Raw genomic sequence first — 26,508 nt, 5'->3', positions numbered from 1 at the left:
AAGATACCAGTTAATATATCTTCTTATGTAAGAATGGTGATTTATGAATCAAAGAAATACAAGAGCGATGGTGGAAACCGCATTCGTATCGACCATCGTCGTTATGTTGACGGTAATCGGCGCAGTTGTTCCTTTTATGTTATTCTTGGCCACTATTGTGGCACCTGCTGGCATTTCGGTTACGGGGATCCGCTGGGGCAGTCGTTACAGCTGTATTGCTTCTGTACTGGCATTTATGATGGTATCCCTTTTTCTAGGAGTGCCGATAGCAGCTAATACGATTTTAATATATTCGTTGCCGAGTATATTCCTAGGGGAAGCATTTAGGTCGAACTGGTCTTTTAGAAAGTTGATTATCGTACCTGCGCTAGCCCTTTTTCTTATGTTGTTTGTACAGCTGTTGATGGTTCAGGGATTTGGGTCCTTTGATCTTGTTAATTTAGGTCAGAATATGAACGTTGAGCTGAAGAACTCTATGCTTGAGGCTGTACGTCAACAGGCGGTTCCACAGGAACAAATCGATACGATGGTTGCTCAAATCAATAGAACCTTTGCAATGGCTGATCGAATTATGCTGGCCATTGTATTCTGTGTTTGTGTATCGATGATATATATTTTGGCAAGGCTTGTCTCTTACATCGCTCGACGTACCGATACACTTCATCGTGTGCTGCCGACTATGGATACATGGCGTATGCCGATATGGGGTGCAGGTATTTTAGCTATCGGTATTATCCTCGTTTATGGGATGCCATATATAGGCTATGAACAGACTGTGCTTAACGATATTGGAATGAATTTGGGGCTATTCGGTGCGGCTATTTGTTTAGTCAATGGGGTTACCTGTTTAATAGCGATTATGAAAGCTTATGGATTAGGGAATTTTCTCCAGTTCACTATAATATTTTTTTTATATGTGATGAGTCCTTATTCACTCGTAATATATGGTATTTTTGATATGTTTTTAGATATGCGTTCGCGCTTTAACAAGCGCCTACCATAATAGAAAGGAGGCCGTTATGAAATCCTTTCAACGGAGATGGGAAGTTATGGAACTTACCGTTATCGCTGTCCTCGCGTTGTTATTAGCGTTATTGGCTTATTTTAACTGGGCCGTAGCGATTTTGGCAGGTATTATCGTGGTGGCGGCGTATTTGGTGAACTATAACACCATTCATAATAGACGGCGTCTGGCTCGGGAACAGTTCAGTGCGATGATGAAAAATGTTACGCAAGCATCGAACTTTGCCTTGCAGAATCTACCGATGGGGATTGCCCTCGTGAATAAACAGGGTACATTGGTATGGAATAATAGTGTCTTTGCGGACTGGGTTGAGGTGGATTGGAATAAACTTCAGAAAATGTCTACGCTTATACCGGGTTTTCGCATCGATAAAATATGGGGTAAATCCGGATTTATTACGGAACAATACGAGGACAAGTATTTCCAAATTATTTATAAGTTTATCGACCCGCGTGACGCTAAAGCAGATACGGATAGTAATGATGAATTGGCTGATCATGCGGTGATGGCCTTGTATTTCAAGGATATTACGACCCTTGAGCAGGCCCGTATCAAGGCGGAAGAGGCGCAACCCGTATGGGGCATGATTCAAATCGATAACATCGAGGAACTCACGAAAGGGCTCAGCGATCGGGATTATACCAACCTCTGGGCGGACATCAATAATATCGTGGTGGCTGAAATCGACGGATTTGACGGATTTATCCGTAATTTCCAGGATGATATGTATACCTTCGCCATTTCCCGGGGCGCTCTCGTGAAAATGGAGTCAGACGGCTTTAAGATTCTTGAAAAGATCCGCAAATTACCGTCTCCTCGTCAGATTCCGGCGACGATTTCCATCGGTATCAGTGAAAATGTGGGTACCGCTAAAGAGGTATCCGAGCGCGCCCGGGCGGCTCTCGATATCGCTTTGGGACGCGGCGGTGACCAGGTTTGTATTATGGATGGTGAAAGTACCCGTTTCTTCGGCGGTAATACGGCGGGCGTAGAGAAGAATACGCGCGTTCGTGCCCGCGTCGTGGGTCAGGCGATCCATGAACTGATGAATGATTCCGAAAAGATTCTTGTCATGGGCCATCAACGCGAGGACTATGATGCGTTGGGCGGTGCCATCGGTATCGTCGCTATCGCAAGAGCCCTCGGTAAAGAGGTGCGCCTGGCGCTTTCAGATGAACTCAGTGCCATTGAAAAAATGGTGCATGTCCTAGATGAAGATGAATTCTGGGAAGAACATATTATCACCGCTGAAGCTGCAAGAAACTGGGTGGAACCGAATACGCTTGTCATCGTCTGCGATACACATCGTACGGAAATGGTGGCGGTTCCTGAGGCATTGGACATCTCCGAACGCCGCATCGTTATCGATCATCATCGTCGGGCGGCGGATTTCATAGAAAATCCGTTGTTGACCTATTTGGAACCGGCCGCGTCATCCACGAGTGAGCTCGTAACGGAACTCGTGCAATACGTGGGGACCTTCGTGAAACTTTCAAAAGCGGAGGCTACGGGCATTTACGCGGGTATCGTATTGGATACGAAGAATTTCTACCAACAGACGGGGGCGCGTACGTTTGAAGCGGCGGCGTTCTTACGCAGGGCCGGTGCGGACATCGAAATGGTAAAACAATTATTTATTGAAACCTTCGATTCCATTCAGTTGCGTGCTAAAATAGTGTTGGAAGCCAGTTGTACCGAAGGTATTGCGATTTCCGTCGCTCCGGAAGGTATGATGGACATGATGGCATTGGCGGCACAAAGTGCGGACATGCTCATCAGCAATGAAGATATTGAAGCAGCCTTTGTACTCTATTCACTAAATGACGGCGGTATCGGCGTCAGCGCTCGTTCCAAGGGCAAGGTGAACGTACAGGTTGTCATGGAAGCCTTGGGCGGCGGCGGTCACAGAACGGTGGCCGGTGCGCAGTTACAGGGCATGACCATAGAGGAAGCGAAGAAGACTATCTTGGATAAAGCCCTTGAAGCTCTTCATTCCGCGGAAGCAGAGGAGGAAGAAGAATGAAAGTAGTATTGCTTGAAGATGTAAAAAAAGTCGGTAAAAAAGGTGAAATCGTTGAGGTCAGTGATGCATACGGCCGCAATGTGCTCATCAAAAAAGGCCTTGGCCTCGAAGGCACGACGACTAATGTAAACAATGCGAAACAAAAACAGGCGTCTATCGAACATAATAAAGCGGTAGCCAATGATGAAGCAAAGATTTTAGCGGCTCAACTGGCGAAGGTGGAAGTGACCGTTAAGGTTCGCATGGGTGAAGAAGGTCGCGTATTCGGCTCCGTTACGGCAAAGGATATTTCCGATGCGGCGAAGGCGCAATACAAGGTCGACATCGACAAAAAGAAAATCGAAATCAAAGAACCGTTGAAAACATTAGGTGTGCATGACGTATTGGTGCGCGTACATCCGGAAATTACAACGACCATCAAGGTTAATGTAGTGGCTGAATAATAGGGCTTCACCATGCTCATAGAGTATGGTGAATTCTTTTATCTATAGAGGTTAGTAAGGGAGATTATCATGGATGTACGCATTCCACCGCATAATTTAGATGCTGAGAAGGCCGTCCTCGGGGCGTTGCTGACGAACGGCTCCAATGCGAGCGCCGTCGTGGATACGGTGACGAGTATTCTGAAAGCAGAGGACTTTTACCGCGATGCTCATCGCATTATTTATGATGCGATTTTGGAGATTATCCACGGAAATAAGACGGCGGATTTTATCACCGTCGGGGAAGAACTGGATCGCCGTAAACGACTTGATGCTGTAGGGGGGCTCGCGTATATTACCTCCTTGGCGAATGAGTCCGTGTCGTATAATGTGGAGCAACATGCGCGTATTATCAGCGAAAAGGCGCAGTTGCGCCGTCTCATAGATGCGGGTAATAAAATCGTCGGCATGACTTATGCCGGTGAAGAGGAGCCGACAGCCATTTTGAATAAGGCGGAGCAGATGGTCCTCGATGTGAGCGGTCAAACGCAGGCGGAATCATCCTTTTCCGCCATCGGTGACATCGTACTGTCCAATCTGGACAGGCTTAATGCGCTGCAACAGCATGAAGGCGCTCTTACGGGGATACCGACGGGCTTTAAGGACTTGGATCATATATTTAACGGATTGCAGAAGTCGGATCTCATCCTCGTAGCGGCGCGTCCTGCCATGGGGAAGACGGCGTTTACCTTGAATATCGCGCAGAATGTGTCCATGATTTCCGGCAAGACCGTAGCGTTCTTCTCTCTCGAAATGGGCAAGGAACAGCTGGTAGGGCGTATTCTTTCCTCCGTGGCGGAGGTGAGTTCTGAAAAATTGCGCCGTGCCGATATGACGCAGGACGATTGGGGCAAGGTTATCTCTGCAGCCGATGTGATGAGTAAATCGAAACTGTACATCGATGATACACCGGGGCTTACCGTGCAGGATATGCGCTCTAAATTGCGCAGACTCAAGGTTGAGCATGGCCTCGACCTCGTCATCGTCGACTATATTCAGCTTATGCAGGGCCGCAATGCGGGTAAAGGCAGTGAAAACCGCCAGCAGGAGGTATCGGAAATTTCCCGTAACCTCAAGCTCATCGCGCGTGAGTTCAACGTTCCTGTCATCGCATTGTCTCAGCTGTCTCGTAGCGTTGAAAGCCGTCCCGATAAACGGCCCGTGCTTTCAGACCTTCGCGAATCCGGTTCTCTTGAGCAGGATGCGGATATCGTTATCTTCCTGTATCGTGATAAATATTACGATGAAAACTCCGAGAAGGGTGATAATGCAGAGGTCCTCATCCGTAAACATCGTAACGGCTCCGTCGGCACCGTGGAACTTCAATTCATCGGCGAATTGACACGCTTCCGCGATGTGGCCTATAAAGACATGGGGCCTGAACAATAATATATCGACAATCCTGTAAAGTGGTTATGATAGAAAGGCGGTGAATGTTATGCATGAAGTAATATCATTATTAATCAGTCGCCACGACTTTTTTCTGAACCTGTTGTGGGAACATGTAGAAATTGCGTTCATAGCATCTATCATCGCTATCATACTGGGCGGATTACTGGGCGTATTCATTTATGAATACCGTCGCTTTTCGGGACCGGTCATGATGGTTGTTAACTTCCTGTATACCATTCCCTCCATATCGATGCTCGGCCTCCTGTTATATGTGTCCGGTGTCGGCGATGTGACGGCTGTTATCGCACTGGTCATTTATGCATTGCTGCCTATGGTGCGCGGCACCTTTGTGGGACTTTCACAAATTGATAAAAGCATGCACGAAGCCGGCATTGCATTGGGACTTTCACGATGTCAGCGTTTATGGAACATAGAAATCCCTCTGGCGATGCCCAGCATTATAGCGGGCATACGAACGATGTCCATCATGACGATTGCCTTGACCGGTATCGCATCGTTCATCGGCGCCGGCGGTTTGGGCGTGGCTATTTATAGAGGCATCACCACAAACCAGGGGGCGTTGACCGTTGCGGGCAGTATTCTCATCGCTTTGCTGGCTATCGGTGTAGATTGCCTGTTTTCCGTTTATGAAAGGCTGATTCGCGTCAGGGGTGCTGATAGTCGCTATGTGTATACCCTCGGTATCATTTTGCTGACCGTCGGCATCGGTATAGGCGGCTGGTCTATTTACGAGAATCATATTTATGCGACGCAGACGAAGGCTAAGGTTGTCCGCATAGCGACGAAGCCGATGACGGAGCAGCTGATCTTGGGAAATATTCTGAAAGAATTGATTGAGAATCGAACCGATTTGACCGTGGAACTTACCGAGGGTGTTGGCGGCGGTACCTCAAATATTCACCCGGCCATGGTATCGGGGCAGTTCGATATCTATCCGGAATATACGGGGACCGCTTGGAATGCGGTGTTGAAAAATACTGACGCCTATGATGAAAGCCGATTTAACGAGCTTTCACAGGCCTATAAGGATAAATATGATTTCGAATGGGTGGGTATGTACGGATTCAACAATACCTATGGATTGGCGGTGCGAAATGAACTTGCAAGCACATACAATCTGAAAACATATTCCGACTTAGCGCGCATAGCGCCACGACTTACGCTGGGCGGCGAATATGATTTCTTCGGTCGCGCCGACGGCTATGAAGGATTGCAACGCGTATATGGCATGAGGTTCAAAAACACTAAAGACATAGATATCGGACTCAAATACGAGGCGATTGAACGCGGCGAAGTCGATGCCATGCCTATATTTACGACGGACGGACAATTGAGCAGAGCCCCTATTACCGTCTTACAGGATGATAAGCATCTCTATCCTTCGTACATGTGCGGTAATGTGGTGCGCACGGAAGCCTTGGCGGCGCATCCTGAATTAAGAGCGATTTTGGAATCGTTGACCGGGACCATCACCGATCAGGATATGGCTAAAATGAACTATGCCGTTGAAACAGAACATCGATTGCCGACCGATGTGGCCCATGAGTTTTTAGTTGAGCATAAGTTGCTATAAAATGTATTGATTCTGTTTTCTTTAGGATTGCTATCGGAATTATTCTGATATGCATCATGTGAAAGTCTCAAAATTTCATAGAATTTGAACATATAAGAGTCTCTAGTGCCGGATGATATATCCGGTGTTAGGGGCTCTTTTTATATTGTTGCGCTGTTGATACTAAAAAATATTCTGATACCAATAATGCTCCTATAATAACAAACATACGTTTGAAATAATTGTATGTTTTTGTTATACTAATCATAGTAATCACTGCGACGGTAAGGTTTGTAAAAGGTATAGGGTTAGCGGTAGGGAGGTGTTTGTATGGGCTCGGCCGATACGGATCGGGTATATATGTGTATCGATCTGAAGTGTTTCTATGCGTCTGTTGAGTGCGCCGATTTAGGGCTCAATCCGTTTACAACGCCTCTTGTGGTGGCCGATGGTTCGCGCGGAAAGGGCGCCATTACGCTGGCGATTTCGCCGGCTTTAAAACAGATGGGTGTCAAGAATCGCAGTCGGCTCTTTCAGATTCCGCCCCATATCGAGTATTTGACGGTCAAGCCGCACATGAAACGGTATATGGAGGTGTCCGCCGAGATTTACGGTACATTATTACGGTATGTGGCGCCCGAGGATGTGCATGTGTATTCAATCGACGAGTACTTTATCGACATAACGTCGTATTTACCGCTATATAAGAAGACGCCGCGGCAGCTGGCGCAGATGTTCCTCGATGCGGTGTTGGCGGCGACTCGTATTTACGCCACCGTCGGCATCGGTACGAATCTGTTCCTCGCCAAGATTGCCCTCGATATCCTCGCGAAACATGCGCCTGATTTTATCGGGTATCTTGATGAAAGTCTCTTTAAAGAGCGGATTTGGTATCATCAGCCTCTTACCGATATATGGCAGATCGGCAGGGGTATAGCGAACCGGTTACACAAGTACGGTGCCTTTGATTTGCATGGTGTTACATTGATTCCGGAGGCAAAGTTGTATAAAGAGTTCGGCGTTAATGCGGAGCTGATTATCGACCATGCGTGGGGGCGTGAACCGTGTACGATTGCCGATATTCATGCATATCGCCCCGTAAAGCACTCAGTGTCGCGCAGCCAGATCCTACTGCGGAATTATACCTATGAAGAGGCTTATGTGCCTATGCGTGAGATGGTGGAGTCCTTAGTATTAGAACTGTTACAAATCAAAGGTGTGACCGATCATATTCACGTTCACATCGGTTACGCCGATGATGCGGTTCGTTCCACCGGGGGCTCTAGGAAATTGAAGCGGTATACGGATTCACTTCAGATTTTAACGGCGGCGGTCATCAAATTATATGAGCAGCATTGTCATAAAGATGAGCTTATCCGCCGTATAGGGGTGAGTTTCGAGGATTTGGCCAATCGCTCCGCCATACCGCAGGAAGGGGACCTGTTCAGTACTTTCACAATCAATACGGAGAATAAGGAACGACAGGTGCAGGAGGCGATGTTATCTATTAAGGAGCAGTTCGGCAAAAATGCCATTTTGCGTGCATCGAGCCTGCAGAGCGAAGGTACCATGCGCTTCAGAAACACGTTGATAGGTGGCCATAACGGAGAGTAGAACAGGGGAGAGGTATAAATTCATGAAGCAACGTATGTCCCGTTTACAGCGGGCTAAGCAGTTTATGCCCTTTGCGGCACTCAAGGGCTTTGAAGCATTGCTGGACGCCGCAGCGCGGCCGAAAGAGGCCCGTGTAGAGTTGTCGGAAGATCAATTGGAGGAGTTGAATCGCACAATTCAGTCGCTTGCGGAAGGGGATTTTGTGCGAGTGCTGTACTATACAGGTCATCGTTATACGGAGGCGGTAGGCACTGTCGAGGTTGTAGACCGGTCGGCTCATAGATTATCTGTTGAAGGCGCTGACATTTCTTTTAAGGACATTAAAGAGCTTAATTTATATGAGTAATCGGGCTTGTCGATTTCAGAAATTCTGGTGTATATTATTATTGATAATTCTTCTTGACAGATACAATATATTTTATTAGAATAAACATATGAACAGACATTCATATGTTTATTTTTTCGTTATATTGTGGCGAAGTAAAGATAGATATGCTTTCACATATCGATAAGGAGACATCATGGAAGAAACATTATTGTTGCAGGATCTGAATTGTGCTAATTGCGCAGCGAAGATTGAGGACCGCATTCGCAAGATGGACGGTATCGAAACGGCAAATTTCGCCATTGCTACGCATCAATTGAAATTGACCGGCTCTTGGTCCGATCGGGAGGCTTTAAAACAGGATATTCAGGACATTTGCGATGCCATTGAAGAGGGTGTGACCGTGGCTGATTACGAACGTAAATCCAAGGCGGTTATGGACGATCACGGGCATAGTCATGATCACGGTAGCGATGCCGTTACGATTGCCGTTATCGTGGCGGGCTTATTATTCATGGCCTATGAAGCGTTGACCGCGTTTTACCCTGCTATCGGTATGCCTGAAAGTATCGAAAAGCCGATTTATTACATCGCGTATGTGATTCTTGCGTTCCCTGTGTTGCGTATCGCAGGCCGTAACATCCTGAAGGGTGAAGTATTCGACGAAAACTTCCTCATGTCCATCGCGACATTGGGTGCCATCGCCATCGATGCATTGCCTGAAGCGGTAGGCGTTATCCTGTTCTACCGTATCGGCGAGTTCTTTGAACATAAAGCGACGGACCGCAGCCGTACGGAGATTATGAATGCTGTCGATATGCGTCCTCAGGAGGTACGCGTTGTCGATACATGCTGCGGTGGCGAAATCGTCGTGATGGCCCCTGAAAAAGTTGAGGTGGGCTGGACCGTCGAAGTACGTCCCGGCGATTTAATTCCGTTGGACGGTACCGTCCTTGAAGGCGAGACCCGTGTCAATACGGCGCCTGTAACAGGTGAACCCGTTCCCGTACGTGCCGTAGCGGGTACACAACTCATGTCCGGTTGTATCAATGAATCCGGCCGCATTACGATGCGTGTCGATAAGGTTCTTGAAGAATCGATGGTGACTAAGATTTTGGATGCCGTCGAAAATGCAGCATCCTCGAAGCCGAAAATCGACCGTTTCATCACGCGCTTTGCCCGCGTATACACACCGATTGTTGTAGCGTTGGCCATCGCCGTCGCCATCATTCCGTCTCTTATCACGGGGGACTGGAATAAATGGATTTATACGGCCCTTACATTCCTCGTAATTTCCTGCCCATGCGCATTGGTGCTCAGCGTTCCGTTGGCGTTCTTTTCGGGGATCGGCAATGCGTCGAAACACGGCATCTTGCTTAAGGGCGGTCGTGTTATCGAGGCCCTTGCGAATGTGAAAGCTGTGGCACTCGATAAAACCGGCACGATTACATCCGGTGAGTTCAAGGTTAATACGGTGGAAACCGTCGGTTCACATGTGAGCGAGGTTCATTTGTTATCTATGGCTGCCGCTATTGAAGCTGTATCCACGCATCCGATTGCAACGAGTATCGTCGCTGAAGCGAAGAACCGGGGGGTTACGGTCGAGGCTTCCGACTTTGTTCAGGAATTGGCCGGAGAAGGCATGGTAGGCATGACCAACGGTCAACAGGTTCTCGTCGGCAACCGTCGACTCATGGAACGCTATGAGGTGCAGGGCTATCCTACCGATGCTGCGGAATACGGTACAGAGGTGCTTGTTGCGGAAGGTAATGTGTATATCGGTCGTATCATCATTGCCGATGAACCTCGACCTGATTCTGCGGAGGCGATTAAAGATCTTAACCGTCAGAATATCAAGACCATCATGTTGACCGGTGATGCGCAAGCCAGTGCCGATTATATTGCGAAACAGACCGGCGTGAGCGCCGTGCGTGCTCAATTGTTGCCGCAAGATAAATTATCCGCCGTGCAGGGTGTTCGTTCCGAATATGGCCCGACCATGTTCGTCGGGGACGGTATCAATGATGCCCCTGTATTGGCCGGTGCCGATGTGGGCGGTGCGATGGGCAGTGGTGCCGATGCGGCCATTGAAGCGGCCGATGTCGTATTCATGCGTCCTTCTTTGAAAGCTATCGCTCATGTTATCGACCTTTCCAAGGCGACATTGAGTGTGGCATGGCAAAATGTAGTATTCGCCATTGCCGTCAAGATCATCATCATGGCGATGGGCCTCATGGGCTATGCGTCCATGTGGTGGGCCGTATTCGGCGACACAGGGGTATCCATCCTCTGTATCTTAAACTCCATCCGAATCTTAAACCGTAAAGGTTAAGATAGACTTTCCTTTGTGAAAGCGGTCAATCTGCTTCTGGGGTTGTTGTAATTATCGGAACATCAGGGGTAACATAGACCGGCCGATACATGGTATCGGCATTCTCCTAGATATATGGTATTCTCATAGACATATAAATCCGGTGAAAGAGGCTGTCCGTTGGACGGTCTCTTTTACTTTCACGGAGAAAATTAAGCATCTTGAATTGAATAGCATCCTTAAATAGTATATAATTTTAGAGATGATTATTATTGTACGTTCGTTGGAAGGAGGGATAGCATGATTACGGTGTACAAACATATTGAAGAAGAATTAGTTGCCGATTACACTGTGTCAGATGCCACAAAAGGTTCTTGGGTAAATTTGGTGAACCCTGACCCCGATGAGTTATCCCTCATCAATATTTTGACGGAAATTCCGACGGATGTATTAAAGACCGCTCTCGATATGGAAGAACGTTCTCACGTGGAGTTGGAGGATAATTATATTTTCGTCGTTATCAACATTCCGGCGATTCGTGGTAACGATATGTACGATACGGTGCCGCTCGGCATCTTTTTGACGCCTGATTTCTTCATTACCGTATGCCTTGAAGAGTCCGAGGTATTGTATCCGTTCATTTCAAATCAACTGTCTACGTTTTATACGTATAAAAAGACGCGGTTCCTGTTCCAGATCCTGTACCGTACGGCAACGCTGTTCCTGCGTTACTTGCAACAGATCAACCGCCGTACCGACGATATCGAAGTTCAGTTGCGTCATACGACGAAGAATAAGGACTTTTTCCAGTTGTTGGAATTACAGAAATCCATGACATACTTTACGTCCGCCTTGCGTACGAACGGTACCGTTATGGAGAGGCTGTTGCGTTTACGCGGCCATACGACTTATAAACATCTGCTCAAGATGTACGAAGAGGACGAAGACCTCCTGGAAGACGTTATTATCGAGAATAAACAGGCCATCGAGATGGTTGAGATGTACTCTAATATCCTGATGAACATGATGAACGCTTTCACATCCATCATCTCAAATAACCTCAATATGGTGATGAAAATGTTGGCGGCCCTTACGATTACCTTGGCGGTGCCGACGATTATATTCAGCCTGTGGGGGACGAATGTGGCATTGCCGTTCCAGGACGATCCGAACGGATTCTATGAAGTGGTAGGCATTTCCGTGGTGTGTTCCATCATTGCCATCATCGGCATGTGGAAAAAAGATTTATTCTAATTTCATTATGGAGATATCGTCGTTAACAGCAGTGAAAAAGGACCTCCCGAGATTCGAGAGGTCCTTATGTTGCGATAACAATGGTTTATCTGATATAATACTAAATTATGGAGAGGTGTCCGAGTGGTTTAAGGAGCTGGTCTTGAAAACCAGTGACTCCGCAAGGGGCCGTGGGTTCGAATCCCACCCTCTCCGCCATAATAATTTTAAAGCGGAAAACAGTAGAGTATAATGTTTTCAGAATTATATAATTATTTTTAAAACCCTGTAGGTTGTGACCTGGAGGGTTTTATTTTTTATCTTATAAGCCTAAGCCGCCGATACCTCCTATTAGGGGGTATCATCTAGCCGATAATTCTATTAGAGTAGAGAACGTTGGAATTATTAAGAAAAAATAGGCCCTTTTTAGTAAATCATCAGGGATAATAACATTTGTTAATATATCTGTTGTGTGAACAGGTCCTTTAATACGTTGTTTGCTAATAGTTGTAATTTGTCCAATATCAGCAATACTCTCAGATTTTAAGTTAGCAAGATAGTTAATTACCGCGACAGTATCGTTATATTGCTTACGCATTTTTAATACTTTAGATTGAAGTGTTTTGTCAGATCTGATTATATCTACTGAATATTTTTTAAGGTTACTCATAAGAGCCGACCAGTTTTGAAGGTGTTCACAACTGCAATGATTTGCATAAGATGATTATGAAATTATGTTGATCAATATATTGCTTTCAGTATAGCATAGGTGAAAGTAAATGAGAATTAGCGCCGGAGGGAATAGTTTTTATAGAAAATCTTTATCCTCTATGGTATGCTATCGATGTATTAATTTGATTATTGTATAGAGGAGGTCCCATGGGGGGAATCAGGTTTTCACGGTCACAGATTTTAATTTTAGTCAGCGTATGGCTCACGTTTTTATTGAGTTTTGTCATGCGTTTATCCTGGGCATCGGTTATGCCCATCGTCAATGATGCGCTCAATTTTACGGCAAAGATGGGATCTCAGCATATTGCGGCATTTTACTTCGGTTATGCGCTCACGGTATTGCCCGGCGGTATTCTGGCGGATAAGATCGGCTATCGCCGAACTATTTTATGCAGCTTAATCGGTATGGCTGCGGTAACAGCCTTGATGAGCACCATTACGGATTATACCTATGCATGGGTATTGCGGTTTTTATTAGGCGTTATGTCTGGTCCCGTACAGGCATCCTGTCTGAGTGCTATCGGCGATCACTTCGGCCCGAATCAACGAGGCGTGGCGGTAGGATTCTTTATGAGCTGTACCTCTTTCGGCATTACAACCGTTAACCTATATGCGCCGTATGTGGCGACTCATTACGGCTGGCAGACCGCGTTTCTCGTGACAGCCGCATTGCCGTTAGCGGTATGGCTTTTGTGTTATTTCACGGTCCGTAAACCGAGTGCGGAGATCATGGTTCAGCGCGAATCAGAAGCATCTGCAGCAGCGGCTAAACTCGGTATGGGTCAAACATCCTTAAAGGAAAATTTGAAGCATATTATTTCCAATCGAAATATTCGCTGCCTTGCTATCGCCGGCTTCTTCGCGACGGGAACGACCTGGGGCGTAACTCAGTGGGCGAACTTGTACATGGTTAAGCAGCTGGGCGTAACGGCTATCTATGCAGGGCAGGTTATGAGTGCTTTCGGTACGGCGGCTCTTATTGCAAAGCCGACTATCGGTATTTTATCGGATATTTTACCGATTAAGAAGAATCACCTGGCGGCTTTTGTGATGTTCCTGTTTGCACCTGCGCTGATTTTATTTGCCAGCACGAATAATCCGGATATGCTCTTTGTAACGGGGCCGATCTTGGGAATCGGTGCTTTTATGCACAGCGCTTTGACGAATGCCCTCGTGGTACAGTCGGCAGCGCCGCACTTGCGCGGCACTACGGCGGGCTTCGTGAATCTGTTCAATCAAATCGGTGCGCTCCTGGCGCCACTTCTCTTAGGCAATGTCCTCGTCATGACGGGCAGCTACCAACTGTCCTTGATGTCCATCGCTATCGCTCCTGCTATCGGAGCATGTGCCTTGTTCTTTGTACGTCTTAATCGGTGAAAGCTCAGGTGTTTATACCGATGAGCAATTGACAGAACCGATTTGATGGAAAGTATTTGTATTAAAGTAACAGAAATTGTTTGTGTCGAAATCGTATAAACTATTGATATCGAAGTGATAGAAATAATAGAAACCATCTGTAGCGAAGGAGGTTCGTTATGCATATAGTCTGCTTTGGTGACAGCATTACGCGCGGTTATGATGTACCGTACGGGCTCGGTTGGGTTGAATTGTGCGCAGAGGCAATGTCGCATACGCAATTTACCAATTACGGCGTAGACGGACTGTCCGTACAGGGACTGTTCAATCGTGTGGAGGCCTGGTCGAGTGCCGTCTCTTACGACCGAAATCGCTATATCTTCCTCATGTGCGGTACCAACGATATTCTGCAGGGACGTGATGCGGACTATGTATTTCGTATTCTTGTGAAAGCTATCGAACAGGCCGCTGAAAAAGGACGAGTTATCATCGGCTTGGAAACACAGATAGATAGTGATATGGACGGCATCAACCGTGAAGTCGTAGCCGTTAACGACCGGTTAAAAGACTATGCGGCAAAACACCATCATAAGACCATCGATTTTTACAGCACTTTGAATGAAGCGGACCGTAATGGGCAGATCATATTTGCGGGCGAAGTACATCCCAATGAGTTGGGGTATCGCTTGATGTCACAAACGGCTTTGAAGGTGTTTCTGCAGCTCGGTAAGAGGGAGTGTTAAAATATTAGAAATTCTGGAAAGAGGTATGTAGAATGAGTTCGTCAGTAAAAAATATAGGTTTATTAGCAATATTTTTAGCAACTATTTTTTTATCAACGAAATCCATTTTTGCGAAACTTCTTTACCTACATGAAATTACTCCTATTATGATATTAATGTATAGGGCTATTATTTCATTACCCTTTTTCTTAGTTCCACTGTTAAAAGTGGATTGGAAGAATACAGGCATTAAACAGGTAATGATTTACGGTGTAATCGGCTCCTTTATTTATTTGTCATCATCGATAGCGGATTTTATCGGACTGTTATTCATATCTGCATCTTTGGAACGTGCTATCTTGTTTACTTTTCCAATATATGTTTTTCTACTATCTAAAGAGAGTTCTAAAATTACAATCGTTCAGATCGGTTTAATTTTTTCGACAGTAATTGGACTAATGTTTATGTTTAATCCAATTGTAATCGGAAATATCAGAGATACTCTGGTCGGTGGAGGGCTAGTTCTGTTATCTGCAATCTTTTGGGCTATATTTATTATTTATAGTAAGTATGCCGTTCAAATGATTGGAGCAACTGCTTTTACCAGTGCCTATATGTGTATAAGCACTATAGCATTAGTTTTAATTTTTATGGTTTTTTCGAAAGATGTTACACCGAGTTTTTGGTTTGAAGATAGTGTAATGGTTTATTTAGTATTATTGGCTTTAATGTGTTCTATAATCCCTTCCTATCTTTTATCTTATGGAGTAAAAGCTATTAGTGCAACACAAACTGCAATAATTAGTGCATTAGGACCGATTTCAACATTAGTTTTAGATGTAATCGTATTGAATCATAATATTACCATAAATGAAATTATAGGTACTATAATTGTAACTTTGAGCGTCACTTATTTAACCAGATTGTATAGATAATGGAGACGTATATAATAAAGTTTCTTGTTATAAATAATTCTCAACAAACATTTATTAATCTAAGGGTTATAGGACAAAACGTGTTGCAAATTTAATCCCATGAATTGAAAAAAGAAGGACTGCACTCAAAATGTAATCAATTTTACATTTGGGTACAGCCCTTTTTGTTATGTATTAGCTTTTATTTTTGTGCGAACACCTGATTAGCGTTTTGCCTTGGATGCGGCGTTATTGTTTGCAACCTTTGCGGATTGTGCGATAGCGTATGCAGTGCCTTTTACCAATTCATAAGCATCGGATGTATTGCCGGATACGGTAACAGCCGCTACTGTATCGTCAGTCAATGCAAACATAGCCGTTGCATACGGATGTTGAGCGCCGTTTGGAACTGTAACAGCACCGGATTTCACAACGATGAAGCGGCCTGCATTGTTGAATACATCGTAATAAGCCGCTTGTTTTACTCCATCATAGCTTTCATTATAAGCGAATAATGTTGCTATTTCAGCAGCGGAAAGATTACCGGATTTTTGCATGGACATCAATTTACCTGCCGCAACTGCTGTAGGTTGAGTCATGTTAACAGTGATGCGCAAGGATTGATTGTTGACAACAGCCTCTGTAATCACGTTTGTGGAGAACACGTTAGCAACGCCGTTGCCTGTGTGATTATAAGAGCTTGCTGTTTTTACCTGATAGCCGTTTGTGTAAGCAGGCAAGTTGTATGTATAGGATTTACCGTTCAATAGAACGTCGAATGCGTTCAACTGGTTTGCTTTGTAACGGTTCACATAAGAGTTGCCGTTATTGTTATAGTTCAAGGATGCCACTGTTTCCTGATGTACAGGTTGTTGTGTAGTAGGGATCGGATCCATGATTTGTAGACCGATAGCTGTTGTTTGAGGTGCAACGAAGATAGGGTCGCCTAAATCTTTAGATACAGGTCTTTGTTGTGTCATATCGCCTGCTGCATATGGATCGGCAGCCACGTTTTTCTTAGCAACTTGTGGAGGAGTTGCAGTATAACCTGTTTGTACCATAGGCCTACGGGCTTCCGTATCGGAATAGCCGGATTGAGCTTGCTGTTGAGCAGCGCGTTCATAAGCGCGTGCGTTTGCATCTACAGATGCAGCAAATGCGGAAAAAGATATAGATGTTGCTGCAAATACTGCGAATGCTGCAGCTAAATGTTTTTTGTTCATGTAAAGTCACTCCTAGTTTTAATTTACAAATACCACAAAATAAATACTTTAAAGTATATTATATCGAAAAAAATATTAATTGTAAATAAAACATAAAATAAATTACCAACTATAAACTGAGAACGACTTGACGGGTATAAAGACTGTATGATGACGGATATAAATACCCCGCAATATACGATAAACCGGCCCGATAGTATATAATAGTATAATATAAAGATGGTGGAGATATTTGTATCTCCTCTTACGATTTGACGATTTACTATTGAGATGGTGAAAGCTTTCACCAGGGAGGTCTCATGAGTATCAGTATATATTACGGACGCGCCGGATCCGGCAAGACGCAGGCCGTCTACGCGCGTATTGCACAAGTGATGAAAGAATGCCCGGGGGATCCGATTATTCTGCTCGTGCCCGAACCGGCCACCTATCGGGTGGAACGGGAGCTGGCGGAGTTTATGCCGCAAAAAGGCTTTACGACGGTGCGGGTTGTAGGCTTTGGACGTCTCGGATACCAAGTGTACCAGTCTATCGGTTCCAAAGGGAATAATCAATCAGGACTGACAGCGTTCGGTCGCGCCATGTTGCTGCGCCTTGTGATGAAGCGTAAACAGCAGGAATTAGGGCTTTTGGAACAGGCGACAAAACGTTCTGAGTTCTCGTCGGTACTGCAACAGTTATTCTCCGAGTTTCGTGCGTTTCGCATCGGGCCGGATGATCTGGAACGCGGCGCTGAATCCGTAAAGAACGGTGTGTTGCAGAAGAAGTTGCGTGAACTTGCTCTGTGCATGGAGGCATACGAAGCAGAAATCAGCCGTCACGGCGAGCGCGATATAGACCCGATCATGGAAATCGTGGAGGCGTTGCCGTACTCTCCGTTGATGGAGAATTGCCATGTCTTTATCGACGGTTTCCATTGGTTTACGCCGACTCATTATGAACTGATTTATACCCTGTTTGATCTGGCGAAGGAAGCGGTTATTACCGTCGATTTGCCGGTGGCTCCAAAAGCGCTCAATGTTGCACGTCGCGGAGAGCATCTCTTCAGCCGTCCCCTTGAAATCTATGACACACTGGTCGCCCGATATGGTAGCCGAATCGAATGGATAGGCTTTGATGGCAAGCGAGGTCCCCGGGTGGTACAGGCGTTAGAGTCCGATTTCTTTACCAGTCCTGCAAGGGCGAACTCTATAAATGAGAGGATCCCTCTCATCAGAGGATATAATAGGGAGCGCGAAGCCGATGCGGTGGCACGGCGTATATTGGATTATGTGGAATCCTCTGAAAGCGCGCGGTACCGAGATGTGTGCGTCATGCTGCGCGAATCGGAAACCTATGGGGATACATTGGAAAAGGTTTTTACCCGTTATGGCATTCCGCATTTTATCGATCGTCAGCGGCCAATGAAAAATCATCCCTTAGGGGAACTGTTGACGGATTTATTCGGTATCGTCCGTCATAGCTACAGCCGTGACAGCATGTTCCGTTTATTGAAAACGGATTTAATGCCCCTTACGCGCGAGGCCGTCGATGAATTGGAGAATTACGTTCTCGAATTCGGTATCGATCATTATAAATGGGAATCTGAAAGCTGGCCGTATTTACAGGGCTTTCAAAGGGGGCGGGACGATGAGGAAACCTATTTTGATGCGCCTCGCAGAGCGCGTGTCAATAGGTCCCGTCAGGTTATCATGGACATCCTGTCGCCGTGGTTTGATTTTGCATCGAATGCGGAGGGCCATACGGGCGGCGAATGGGGCGCTGAGCTGTATCGCATCCTGGAGGTGCTGCAGGTGCCGCAGCGCCTTTATGAGTGGGCTAAAGCCGCCGAGGCGAGCGGAGATCAGGAGTCCAAGGCGAGCCATGAGCAGATGTATAATGCGGTCATTTCCTTCATTGACGAAGTATCGTCGGTGATGAAGGATGAAATCCTCACATTGGATGAGATGATGCTGCTCCTCGAAGAAGGATTGAGTGACGTTAATTATTCCATGATTCCGCCGTCTCTCGACCATGTGGTAATCACCACCATCGAGCGCGGATACAGTCAGTGGTGGCCGAAGGTTTTCGTGATGGGCCTCAATCAGGGTGTATTCCCGCAAAGCATGGGCGATGAAGGACTCATCAAGGACCGGGAGCGTCAGGAATTGGCAGAGGCCGGCATTACCCTTGCAGAAGGAGCGCTGCCGAAGGCGTTCAATGAAAATTTCCTGCTCTACCTGGCGATGACAAGAGGCGGAGATTCGTTGACATTGTCCTATGCCGGATCCGGTGAGGACGGTGCGGGGCTTGAACCGTCCCTCGTGATTAAGCGTCTGGAATCGCTCGGCTATGTGGATGAAGCCGTCGATGTACCGCTTACCATCATGCCCGATACGGAAGAACGCTACTTATGGCGGCCGAATCAGAGCCTGTCCCTTATGTCGGAACGATGGGGGGCGCTTCTTAGCGGCGAACCCGTGAGTCCCGTGTGGTGGGGCCTTTATAACTGGGCTCGTCAAAGTGCAGCCTATCGACCTCGTCTGGCCGAGGTGTCGCGCGGTATTCGCGATAATAACGATGTGCCGGTCATTACGCAGGATTTAGTAAACGGTCTGTTCCTGTCAAAGGGCTACATGTCCGGCTCCGTGACACGTCTTGAAAAATACCAGCAATGTCCGTTCCGCTTCTATGCACAGTACGGATTGCGCCTGGAACCGCGCAAGATGCGTGCCTTCGGGGCGCCTGAAATCGGTACCTTCCTGCACGCCAATCTGGAGCGTCTCGGCAATTATCTGTTGGAACATAATCAGCAGTGGCGCGATTTGGATGAGTCGATGCAGCGCGAGATGTGCAGCACCGTTGCCGATGAAATCGTGAGAGATAATCAGTTCAGTGATGATGAAAGCTCAGCGTATCAGGAGGCTATCGAACGCCGTGTGAAGCGCACATTGGAATCGACCGTAGGACGTCTCGTGGAATGGTCGAAGCGCAGCGATTTCAATACGAAGTATCTGGAGCAGAATTTCGGTTTCGGAGGCGGCTGGGATCCGATTAATGTGCCTCTCGGCGCTGATCGCTACCTCCGTCTTGTGGGACAGATTGACAGAATCGATGAATATACCGCGGACGGTCAAACGTACGGCATGGTCATCGACTACAAGTCGGGCGGTGCCAAGGTGAGCGCTCAGGATGTGTATTACGGACTCAAGCTGCAGCTGATGACATATTTACTGGCATTGGAATCCGCATACGGCAGAACGCATGGCGATGCGATGTCTCCGGCTGCGGTCGTATATACGTACGTTAAGAATCCGCAGACATCGTCGGATGCGCCTATATCCTATGATGATGCATCGGAGCTGGCTAAGAAGAACAGCACCTTGCAGAACAGCGGCTATTTCGCGGATGATGTGGAATTGTTGATGCACATCGACAATCAGGTGCTTAATTATGGCTCCGGTAAAGGACCTTACGTGCCGCTTCGCATCGGTAAGGATCAGCAGATTCATAAAGGCGACAAGCCGAAGGTGAAGAGCTCCGGCGACTTCGATGTTATGTGCCGGTATACTCGTCACGTGATGGCCCGGGCGGGACAGCAGATAGGGGACGGATTGTTTCCTATCAAGCCGTATCAGCTGAACGGCGTGCGGCCGTGTACCTATTGTGAGTATCAGAACGTGTGCCGCTTCGATTCGAGTCGCAATCAATACAATTATTTATCCAGACTGGCGGAAGAGGATGCGCTGAACTCTATGAAAGAAGCATTGAATGAAGGAGGTGAAGACCATGGCTGTTAAGTGGACGCCAGAACAGGAATCGGCGATTATCGCACCGAAGGATTCGGCTCTGTCGGCTCAGACCTTGCTGGTGGCGGCCGCAGCGGGCTCCGGTAAGACGGCGGTTCTCGTGGAACGCATCATTACGCGCCTCAAGGATATGGATAATCCGTTATCCGTACAGGAACTGATGGTCGTAACCTTCACGAAGGTGGCGGCACAGGAGATGAGCTCCCGTATCGGTTTGGCGTTGGCAAAGGCCATGGAATCCACAGATGATCCGAAGCTGCAGGCGCGGTTGGAACGGCAGCTCAATCTGTTGCCGTCCGCCCATATTTCAACGCTTCATTCCTTCTGTCAGTGGGTGATCCGTTCGTACTTTTATAAACTCGACATCAATCCGACCGCACGCATCGGAAACGAGGCGGAAATGGCTCTTCTGCAGCAGGAGGTGCTGGAGGATCTGCTGAAAGCGGCTTACGAGGACGGCAGTTATAATATTTATGAACTGGCGGACTTCTTCAGCGATGATAAATCCGATGCGGGCTTATCGGAGAAGGTGATGGCGCTATATAATTACGCCATGTCCCTCAGCAATCCCGACGGATGGCTGCGCCACGCTTTGGAGCCGTACAGGGAAGCGATGGATGTATCGCCTGTAGAGACCTTGTGGGGCCAATCCATGTGGGAAAAGCAGATGGAGTCCATTGAACGCATCAGGGAACGGTTGCAGCGGATGGAGCAGATCCTTTTAGAACCTGCAGGTCCTCAAAAGTGGCAGAAAAATTATGATAATCAGTTGGCCGGCCTTATGACCCTCGTTTCGGCCCATACGTGGGATGCGATGGGCTCCGCCTGTGTGCATCTGGATACGTTTTTAAAAGATCAGTTGCGACTGGGCTCGAAAGAGGCCGCATCCCTGGATCCTGCTTTGGTTGAAGAATTCAAAATATTGGCCAATCAGAATAAAGATGATTTGAAAAGTATGCAATCCGGTATATTCACTGTATCGGAAACGACATTGCAGGAGCAGTTCAGATCTCAGTATCCCGTCATTGAGGGACTTGTGGAGCTTACAATCGCCTTCCACGAAGCCTATGTGGAGGCGAAGAAGGAACAGGGAATCATGGACTTTAACGACCTTGAGCATCTGTGCCTGGCGCTCCTCGTGGAGCCCGGAACGGAGGATGATCCTCAACCGTCCGATGTGGCGAAGGAACTGCAGGATACTTTCAAGGAAATCATGGTCGACGAATATCAGGATACGAACGGGGTGCAGGAGACGATTATCAACTTGATTTCCAAAGAGGATAATCGGTTTTATGTGGGCGACGTTAAGCAGGCCATTTACAGTTTCCGCATGGCGGACAGTTCCCTGTTTATGGACAAGTACAATACGTACGGCGGAACTGATGCGGTGGAGCGCCGTATCGATTTGGCGAAGAATTTCCGGTCCCATGAAAATATTCTGGCGGTGACGAATTTTCTGTTTTATCAGATTATGACCGCCGAGGCGGCCGAACTGGATTACACGGAGAGGGAATCCCTCATTCCGGGCCGTATTGTGGAGGATGCGCCGGATAACTGGGTCGGCGGCGACGTGGAACTGCAACTGCTCGATGTGGGCCCCGATATGCTCGGCGCCTATGTGAAAGACGTGGAAGAGGACCGGGATGAGCCGGAGAATAACGAACGGGAACTTGATTTTATAATTCAAAAAATCAAGGAGATTCACGCCTCCAAAAAGTGCGTTCAGAATCCGGACGGCACATTCCGGCAGATCGAGTGGCGGGACTTTGCCGTGTTGCGCCGTTCCCTTGCCGGTTGGGGCACCCGCGCCGTGGAGGCTATGCGGCAGGCGGGGATTCCTGCGGTCGTGAACGAGCGGGACGGATACTTTGAGGCCCAGGAGATTCAGCTGCTTTTAGCACTGTTATCCGTTATCGACAATCCGGAACAGGACTTGCCGATGGCGGCCGTCCTTCATTCGGGGCTGGTCGGCCTCGATGCGAATGAACTGGGGGCGCTTCGTCTTTCCGGAGAGGGGACTTTGTGGGCCCTCATGCCGGCCTATGCGGAGCAGATGCAGGATGAGCGGCTACTGTCGTTTATCGCCCATATGGAGCGGTGGCGTACATTGTCCCGCCGTCACGGCGTGGCTGATCTGTTGTGGGATATTTACGAATCCCAGGACTATGTAAATTACGTGGGCGCCATGCCGAACGGTTTGGTGCGCCGCGCTAACGTGCTGGCGTTGTACGATAGAGCGAAGGGCTTTGAATCGTCCGGATTCCGAGGCCTGTTCAGATTTTTGCGCTTTGTTGAAAGCTTGCGTGACAGTAATCAGGATATGGCTGTGGCCAACGTGGTTACCGAAGCGGACGATGTGGTGCGCCTCATGACGATTCACAAGAGTAAGGGCCTCGAATTTCCTGTCGTGTTTCTGTCGGGCATGCAAAAGCGGTTCAATAAACGCGATTTGACGTCGCCGCTGCTCATCGATAAGAATGCCGGCATCGGGCTCAAAGGTTATTATCCGGATATACGCGTCACATACCCTACCATGCCGTGGTTTTATGTGAAAGACGTCAAAGAGGCGGCCCTCAAGGCCGAGGAACAGCGTATTCTCTATGTTGCGTTGACGCGGGCTAGGGATAAACTCTTCATAACGGGCTTTATTAAAGGCCTGTTGAGCGAAAAGGGCCTGACCGCTGCGGGAAAACTGGTGAAAGCCGGTGCCGCCGCAGATACGCAGACATTGCCGAAGGACCTCATTACACAGGCGAATTCCTACTTGGATTGGGTCCTCATGGGAACAGCGCGCCATCTGGACGGAGGAAATCTGTTGCGTGCAGGCATCGAATATGAAGGTTCCACATGCTTTGATTTAAAGGATAAACAATGTCGTATCAAGGTTGAAATACATGACGGTGCGATGTATGGCGATTTGGATTACAAAGCAGATGTGGACGAAACGACAATCAGCAAGGTGCGCGAATTGGCGGCGGTCAATGAGGTCGCATTGCCGCAAGTCATCGTCGATCGGTTCAACTATACCTATCCTTACGAAGATGCCTGTCGCAGAACCGCTAAAATATCCGTCAGCGAGTTGAAGCGACGCTTTCAGGAACGGGAGGAAGAAGCGGGCAATATCGATTCTCTGCCGCAATCCGAACCTGTCGACAGGGCGTCTGAGAATGCCGGCGTTTCATATGTCGTTCAGCCCGCGCCTGACAGAGCGGACGCTGACGGTGGTGATATAGATTCTGATGTTGAGGCGGTATCCAAGACCGATACCATTGTGGCCTTACAGCCTTCTGTTACGGTAGATGACGATGTATTAGCGAACTCCGTATTCGGCAGAAAGCCTCAGGCTTTACAGTCTGAAGAGGACGTGTTGACCGGGGCTCAATGGGGGACCCTTATGCACGAGGCCATGCAGTGGCTGCCGATTGATACCTATACGCAGGCATCCTTGTCAAAACGATTGGATGAATTGGTATTGAAGGGAACTTTCACGGCGGAAGAACGAAATTTACTGAACGATTCGGGACTGTATCGGTTCTTCATATCGGATCTGGGCAAGCGTTTAATCGCGTCAAAGCGCGTGGAACGGGAATTGCCGTTCAGCATGCTCTTTGAAGGAAAACGCGTGTACGACACCCTTGAAGAGGGCGAGAATCTGTTCCTTCAAGGGATTATCGATACCGCCTTTGAAGAGGACGGCGCGTGGGTCCTCGTGGATTACAAGACGGACCGCGTTACATCCGGAGATGAACTCGTAAAGCGTTATAAAATACAAATGGACCTCTATAAAGAGGCCCTCTGTCGGCTCACCGATATGCCGGTGAAAGCATGTTATATTTACAGTTTCAGATTGCATGATGCAATTTTAGTATAAGCAAAAATCCTTACGATATGTTAAATACGGGGAATATTCGCCAGTAACGGTTTTTTCTTTTTGTGCTTGATCGGTGCGAACACCTTGAGCACCTGCGGTAATACCTCGATATCTACCGGCATGTATGGACCTTGATCGCCGTCCATATTCGTCGGTAAATTATCGACTTGCGATAAGAGTTCGATGTGCGCCTTTTTTACGGTCAACGTCGTCGTATACCGTGAATTATAGATGGCACCGCTTAAGATGAGCGGTAATACGCTTAGAATATCCAGGATGAAGTATTCCTTGAATATGATAATGCGCATATAGCCGTCGTCGACGGATGCTTCCGGCATGAACCGTTCAAAGCTAGACACTACATTTGTGAGCAACGCCAGGACGAGCGGCGACTTACAGATAAAGTCGTCATCCTCCGTCCGGATGCGGTATGTGTAGTCCTTCGTAGTGAAGAGCGCCTGACCGGCTCGCAAGAAGTAGGCGAGAGGGCCTAAAATGCGTTTTTCCTTCGGCGTTACCTCTTCGATAACCTTCGGAATGACACCGGCGGCGATGTTATTGCAAAAATATTTATCATTACAACGGCCGATATCGATGCTGCGCGTCTGGTTGATGTCGAGACGGCGTATAGCCAGCATCGGATTTTGCGGCATGCCCAATGCGCGGGACATGTCGTTGACCGTTCCTACGGGGATGAATCCGAACGTACAGGTGAAGCCCCCCTGGGCTATGCCGTTTACGGTTTCGTTTACCGTTCCGTCCCCACCCATGCAGAATACGGCGTCGAAGCCGCGATCGCAGGCGTTCTTTGCAAATCTGGTGGCATCGCCTTCACCGGTGGTGAATTTGACTTCGATCGTATCGAATAAGGTACTCAATTTCCATTGTAAATCGAGGGCGTAACGGCGTGCCGCACCGCCCCCAGATACGGGGTTGATGATAACCAGACAACGGCTCATGGTGTAACTTCCTTACTTTCAAAAATGATAAATCTCTTGGCTATTGTTAAATTGACAGGCTTATAAGCGAGTTTTATAATTATAGTGTATACAACGATTATATATACAAATTATTTTATAGAGTAATTTGTCTTATACTTTATTATACTCATTTTATGCGTTCTTTGAAAGTGTGAAAGCTGAGGGACGCGTGAGGGGATGACTATGGGCAAGAGTGAATCAAAAGGGAAATATAAATTATCGTCCGTGGACGCCATCGAGCGATTGCCGCTGAGCGAGCAGGTATATTTAACACTGAAAACGGCTATTTTAACGGGAGAACTGATGCCTGAGGAAAAGCTGAATGAAGTGAAAATTGCGGCGCAGCTACGGGTCAGTGCGACGCCGGTACGCGAGGCGTTCCGTAAATTGGCAAAGGATAATCTCGTTGTTATCGTTCCGTGGAAGGGTGTTACGGTAAAATCCGATACGCCGGAGGAAATCATAGCGCTCTACCAATGCCGGGAGGTTATGGAAGGCCTTGGGGCGCGCCTTTGTGCACGCAATGCGACAATGGCGCAGGTTAGAGAATTGAAGGCTTTATGCAAAGAAATGCATGCCATTGAAGATGCGACCGAACGGGTTGACGTGAACAGCCGTTTTCACTCCATGATTGCGCAATGCTCCGGCAACGAACGCGTTGTGGAATATTTGGAAAGCTTTCGGGAGCGGGTTAACCGCGATATGTATTTGAGTTCTTTTAATGCCGTGAGAACCCATGACTGCGATGACGAACACGATCAGATCGTGGATGCTATCGAGCGCCATGATGAACTGGCCGCGGAAGAAGCCATGCGTAAACATATAACAAATGCATTCATCTTCAAAAAAGCGAATGCGGAAGTACAGGATAAAAAAATCAATGAAGTATAGAAAGAGCCCCGCGGTTGATGAACTGTGGGGCTTTTTATAAGAGATTTCTGAGGC

18 protein-coding genes and 1 tRNA gene are annotated in these 26,508 nt (G+C 47.5%); 16 read left to right on the top strand and 3 right to left on the bottom strand.

All coding sequences use genetic code 11. The features are described 5' to 3' along the window. Positions 1 to 43 precede the first annotated feature (43 nt). The 10 genes from HMPREF1521_RS06710 (at position 44) to HMPREF1521_RS06665 (ending at position 12,196) form a co-directional block, all read left to right on the top strand. Positions 44 to 1,003, top strand: coding sequence for a DUF2232 domain-containing protein (locus HMPREF1521_RS06710; protein WP_038117369.1), 960 nt, complete (start codon positions 44 to 46; stop codon positions 1,001 to 1,003). Positions 1,004 to 1,019: 16 nt separating this feature from the next. Next, on the top strand, positions 1,020 to 3,047 hold the full coding sequence (locus HMPREF1521_RS06705; protein ID WP_038117367.1) for a DHH family phosphoesterase: 2,028 nt from the start codon (positions 1,020 to 1,022) through the stop codon (positions 3,045 to 3,047). Then, positions 3,044 to 3,490, top strand: a complete 447-nt coding sequence (gene rplI, locus HMPREF1521_RS06700) for a 50S ribosomal protein L9 (protein WP_038117366.1) — start codon at positions 3,044 to 3,046, stop codon at positions 3,488 to 3,490. The genes HMPREF1521_RS06705 and rplI overlap by 4 nt, the downstream gene beginning before the upstream one ends. A 69-nt stretch (positions 3,491 to 3,559) precedes the next feature. Next, positions 3,560 to 4,918 carry a replicative DNA helicase gene (gene dnaB / locus HMPREF1521_RS06695; protein ID WP_038117365.1) on the top strand — a complete coding sequence of 453 codons (1,359 nt, stop codon included), beginning with the start codon at positions 3,560 to 3,562 and terminating at the stop codon, positions 4,916 to 4,918. Positions 4,919 to 4,967: 49 nt separating this feature from the next. After that, positions 4,968 to 6,515, top strand: a complete 1,548-nt coding sequence (locus tag HMPREF1521_RS06690; protein ID WP_038117364.1) for a glycine betaine ABC transporter substrate-binding protein — start codon at positions 4,968 to 4,970, stop codon at positions 6,513 to 6,515. Positions 6,516 to 6,824: 309 nt separating this feature from the next. Further along, a complete protein-coding gene (locus HMPREF1521_RS06685; protein WP_038117363.1) occupies positions 6,825 to 8,108 on the top strand; it encodes a DNA repair protein in 1,284 nt (427 codons plus the stop codon). Positions 8,109 to 8,130: 22 nt separating this feature from the next. Further along, positions 8,131 to 8,454, top strand: a complete 324-nt coding sequence (locus HMPREF1521_RS06680) for a YolD-like family protein (protein ID WP_038117362.1) — start codon at positions 8,131 to 8,133, stop codon at positions 8,452 to 8,454. A 175-nt stretch (positions 8,455 to 8,629) separates the two neighbouring features. Beyond that, entirely contained in the window at positions 8,630 to 10,765 is a 2,136-nt protein-coding gene (locus tag HMPREF1521_RS06675) for a cation-translocating P-type ATPase (RefSeq protein ID WP_038117361.1), read from the top strand. A 279-nt stretch (positions 10,766 to 11,044) separates the two neighbouring features. Then, positions 11,045 to 11,998, top strand: a complete 954-nt coding sequence (locus tag HMPREF1521_RS06670) for a magnesium transporter CorA family protein (protein ID WP_038117360.1) — start codon at positions 11,045 to 11,047, stop codon at positions 11,996 to 11,998. A gap of 109 nt (positions 11,999 to 12,107) precedes the next feature. After that, positions 12,108 to 12,196, top strand: a tRNA-Ser gene (locus HMPREF1521_RS06665). A gap of 142 nt (positions 12,197 to 12,338) precedes the next feature. Here HMPREF1521_RS06665 and HMPREF1521_RS06660 read toward each other — a convergent pair. Beyond that, positions 12,339 to 12,647, bottom strand: a complete 309-nt coding sequence (locus HMPREF1521_RS06660) for a hypothetical protein (protein WP_038117358.1) — start codon at positions 12,645 to 12,647, stop codon at positions 12,339 to 12,341. A 209-nt stretch (positions 12,648 to 12,856) separates the two neighbouring features. Here HMPREF1521_RS06660 and HMPREF1521_RS06655 point away from each other — a divergent pair, with 209 nt between their 5' ends. The 3 genes from HMPREF1521_RS06655 (at position 12,857) to HMPREF1521_RS06645 (ending at position 15,722) form a co-directional block, all read left to right on the top strand. Further along, the gene (locus HMPREF1521_RS06655) at positions 12,857 to 14,086 is read left to right on the top strand and encodes an MFS transporter (protein ID WP_038117357.1); all 1,230 of its coding nucleotides are present in this window, start codon (positions 12,857 to 12,859) and stop codon (positions 14,084 to 14,086) included. Between the two features lie 158 nt (positions 14,087 to 14,244). Further along, entirely contained in the window at positions 14,245 to 14,808 is a 564-nt protein-coding gene (locus HMPREF1521_RS06650) for a GDSL-type esterase/lipase family protein (protein ID WP_038117355.1), read from the top strand. A 32-nt stretch (positions 14,809 to 14,840) separates the two neighbouring features. Then, complete coding sequence (locus HMPREF1521_RS06645) at positions 14,841 to 15,722, top strand: DMT family transporter (protein WP_038117353.1); 882 nt, start codon at positions 14,841 to 14,843, stop codon at positions 15,720 to 15,722. A gap of 203 nt (positions 15,723 to 15,925) precedes the next feature. Here HMPREF1521_RS06645 and HMPREF1521_RS06640 read toward each other — a convergent pair whose 3' ends face one another. Next, entirely contained in the window at positions 15,926 to 16,924 is a 999-nt protein-coding gene (locus HMPREF1521_RS06640) for a hypothetical protein (protein ID WP_038117350.1), read from the bottom strand. Between the two features lie 299 nt (positions 16,925 to 17,223). Between HMPREF1521_RS06640 and HMPREF1521_RS06635 the strand changes: the two genes are divergently transcribed. Continuing rightward, complete coding sequence (locus HMPREF1521_RS06635; RefSeq protein ID WP_038117342.1) at positions 17,224 to 20,703, top strand: PD-(D/E)XK nuclease family protein; 3,480 nt, start codon at positions 17,224 to 17,226, stop codon at positions 20,701 to 20,703. Further along, entirely contained in the window at positions 20,693 to 24,583 is a 3,891-nt protein-coding gene (addA, locus tag HMPREF1521_RS06630) for a helicase-exonuclease AddAB subunit AddA (RefSeq protein ID WP_038117341.1), read from the top strand. Before HMPREF1521_RS06635 ends, addA begins: the two co-directional genes overlap by 11 nt. Positions 24,584 to 24,603: 20 nt before the next feature. Here addA and HMPREF1521_RS06625 read toward each other — a convergent pair whose 3' ends face one another. Beyond that, positions 24,604 to 25,542 (bottom strand): diacylglycerol kinase family protein, encoded by a 939-nt coding sequence (locus tag HMPREF1521_RS06625; protein WP_038117340.1) that lies wholly within the window; start codon positions 25,540 to 25,542, stop codon positions 24,604 to 24,606. 204 nt (positions 25,543 to 25,746) lie between these two features. On the opposite strand from HMPREF1521_RS06625, the gene HMPREF1521_RS06620 reads away from it, so the two are divergent. Then, positions 25,747 to 26,454: a GntR family transcriptional regulator gene (locus HMPREF1521_RS06620; RefSeq protein WP_038117338.1), complete on the top strand. Its 708-nt coding sequence runs from the start codon at positions 25,747 to 25,749 to the stop codon at positions 26,452 to 26,454. Positions 26,455 to 26,508: the final 54 nt, after the last annotated feature.

The sequence above is a fragment of the Veillonella sp. AS16 genome (assembly GCF_000517785.1).
GTDB classification, from domain to species: Bacteria; Bacillota; Negativicutes; order Veillonellales; family Veillonellaceae; genus Veillonella; species Veillonella denticariosi.
This window is presented reverse-complemented; position numbering and strand designations above follow the sequence as displayed.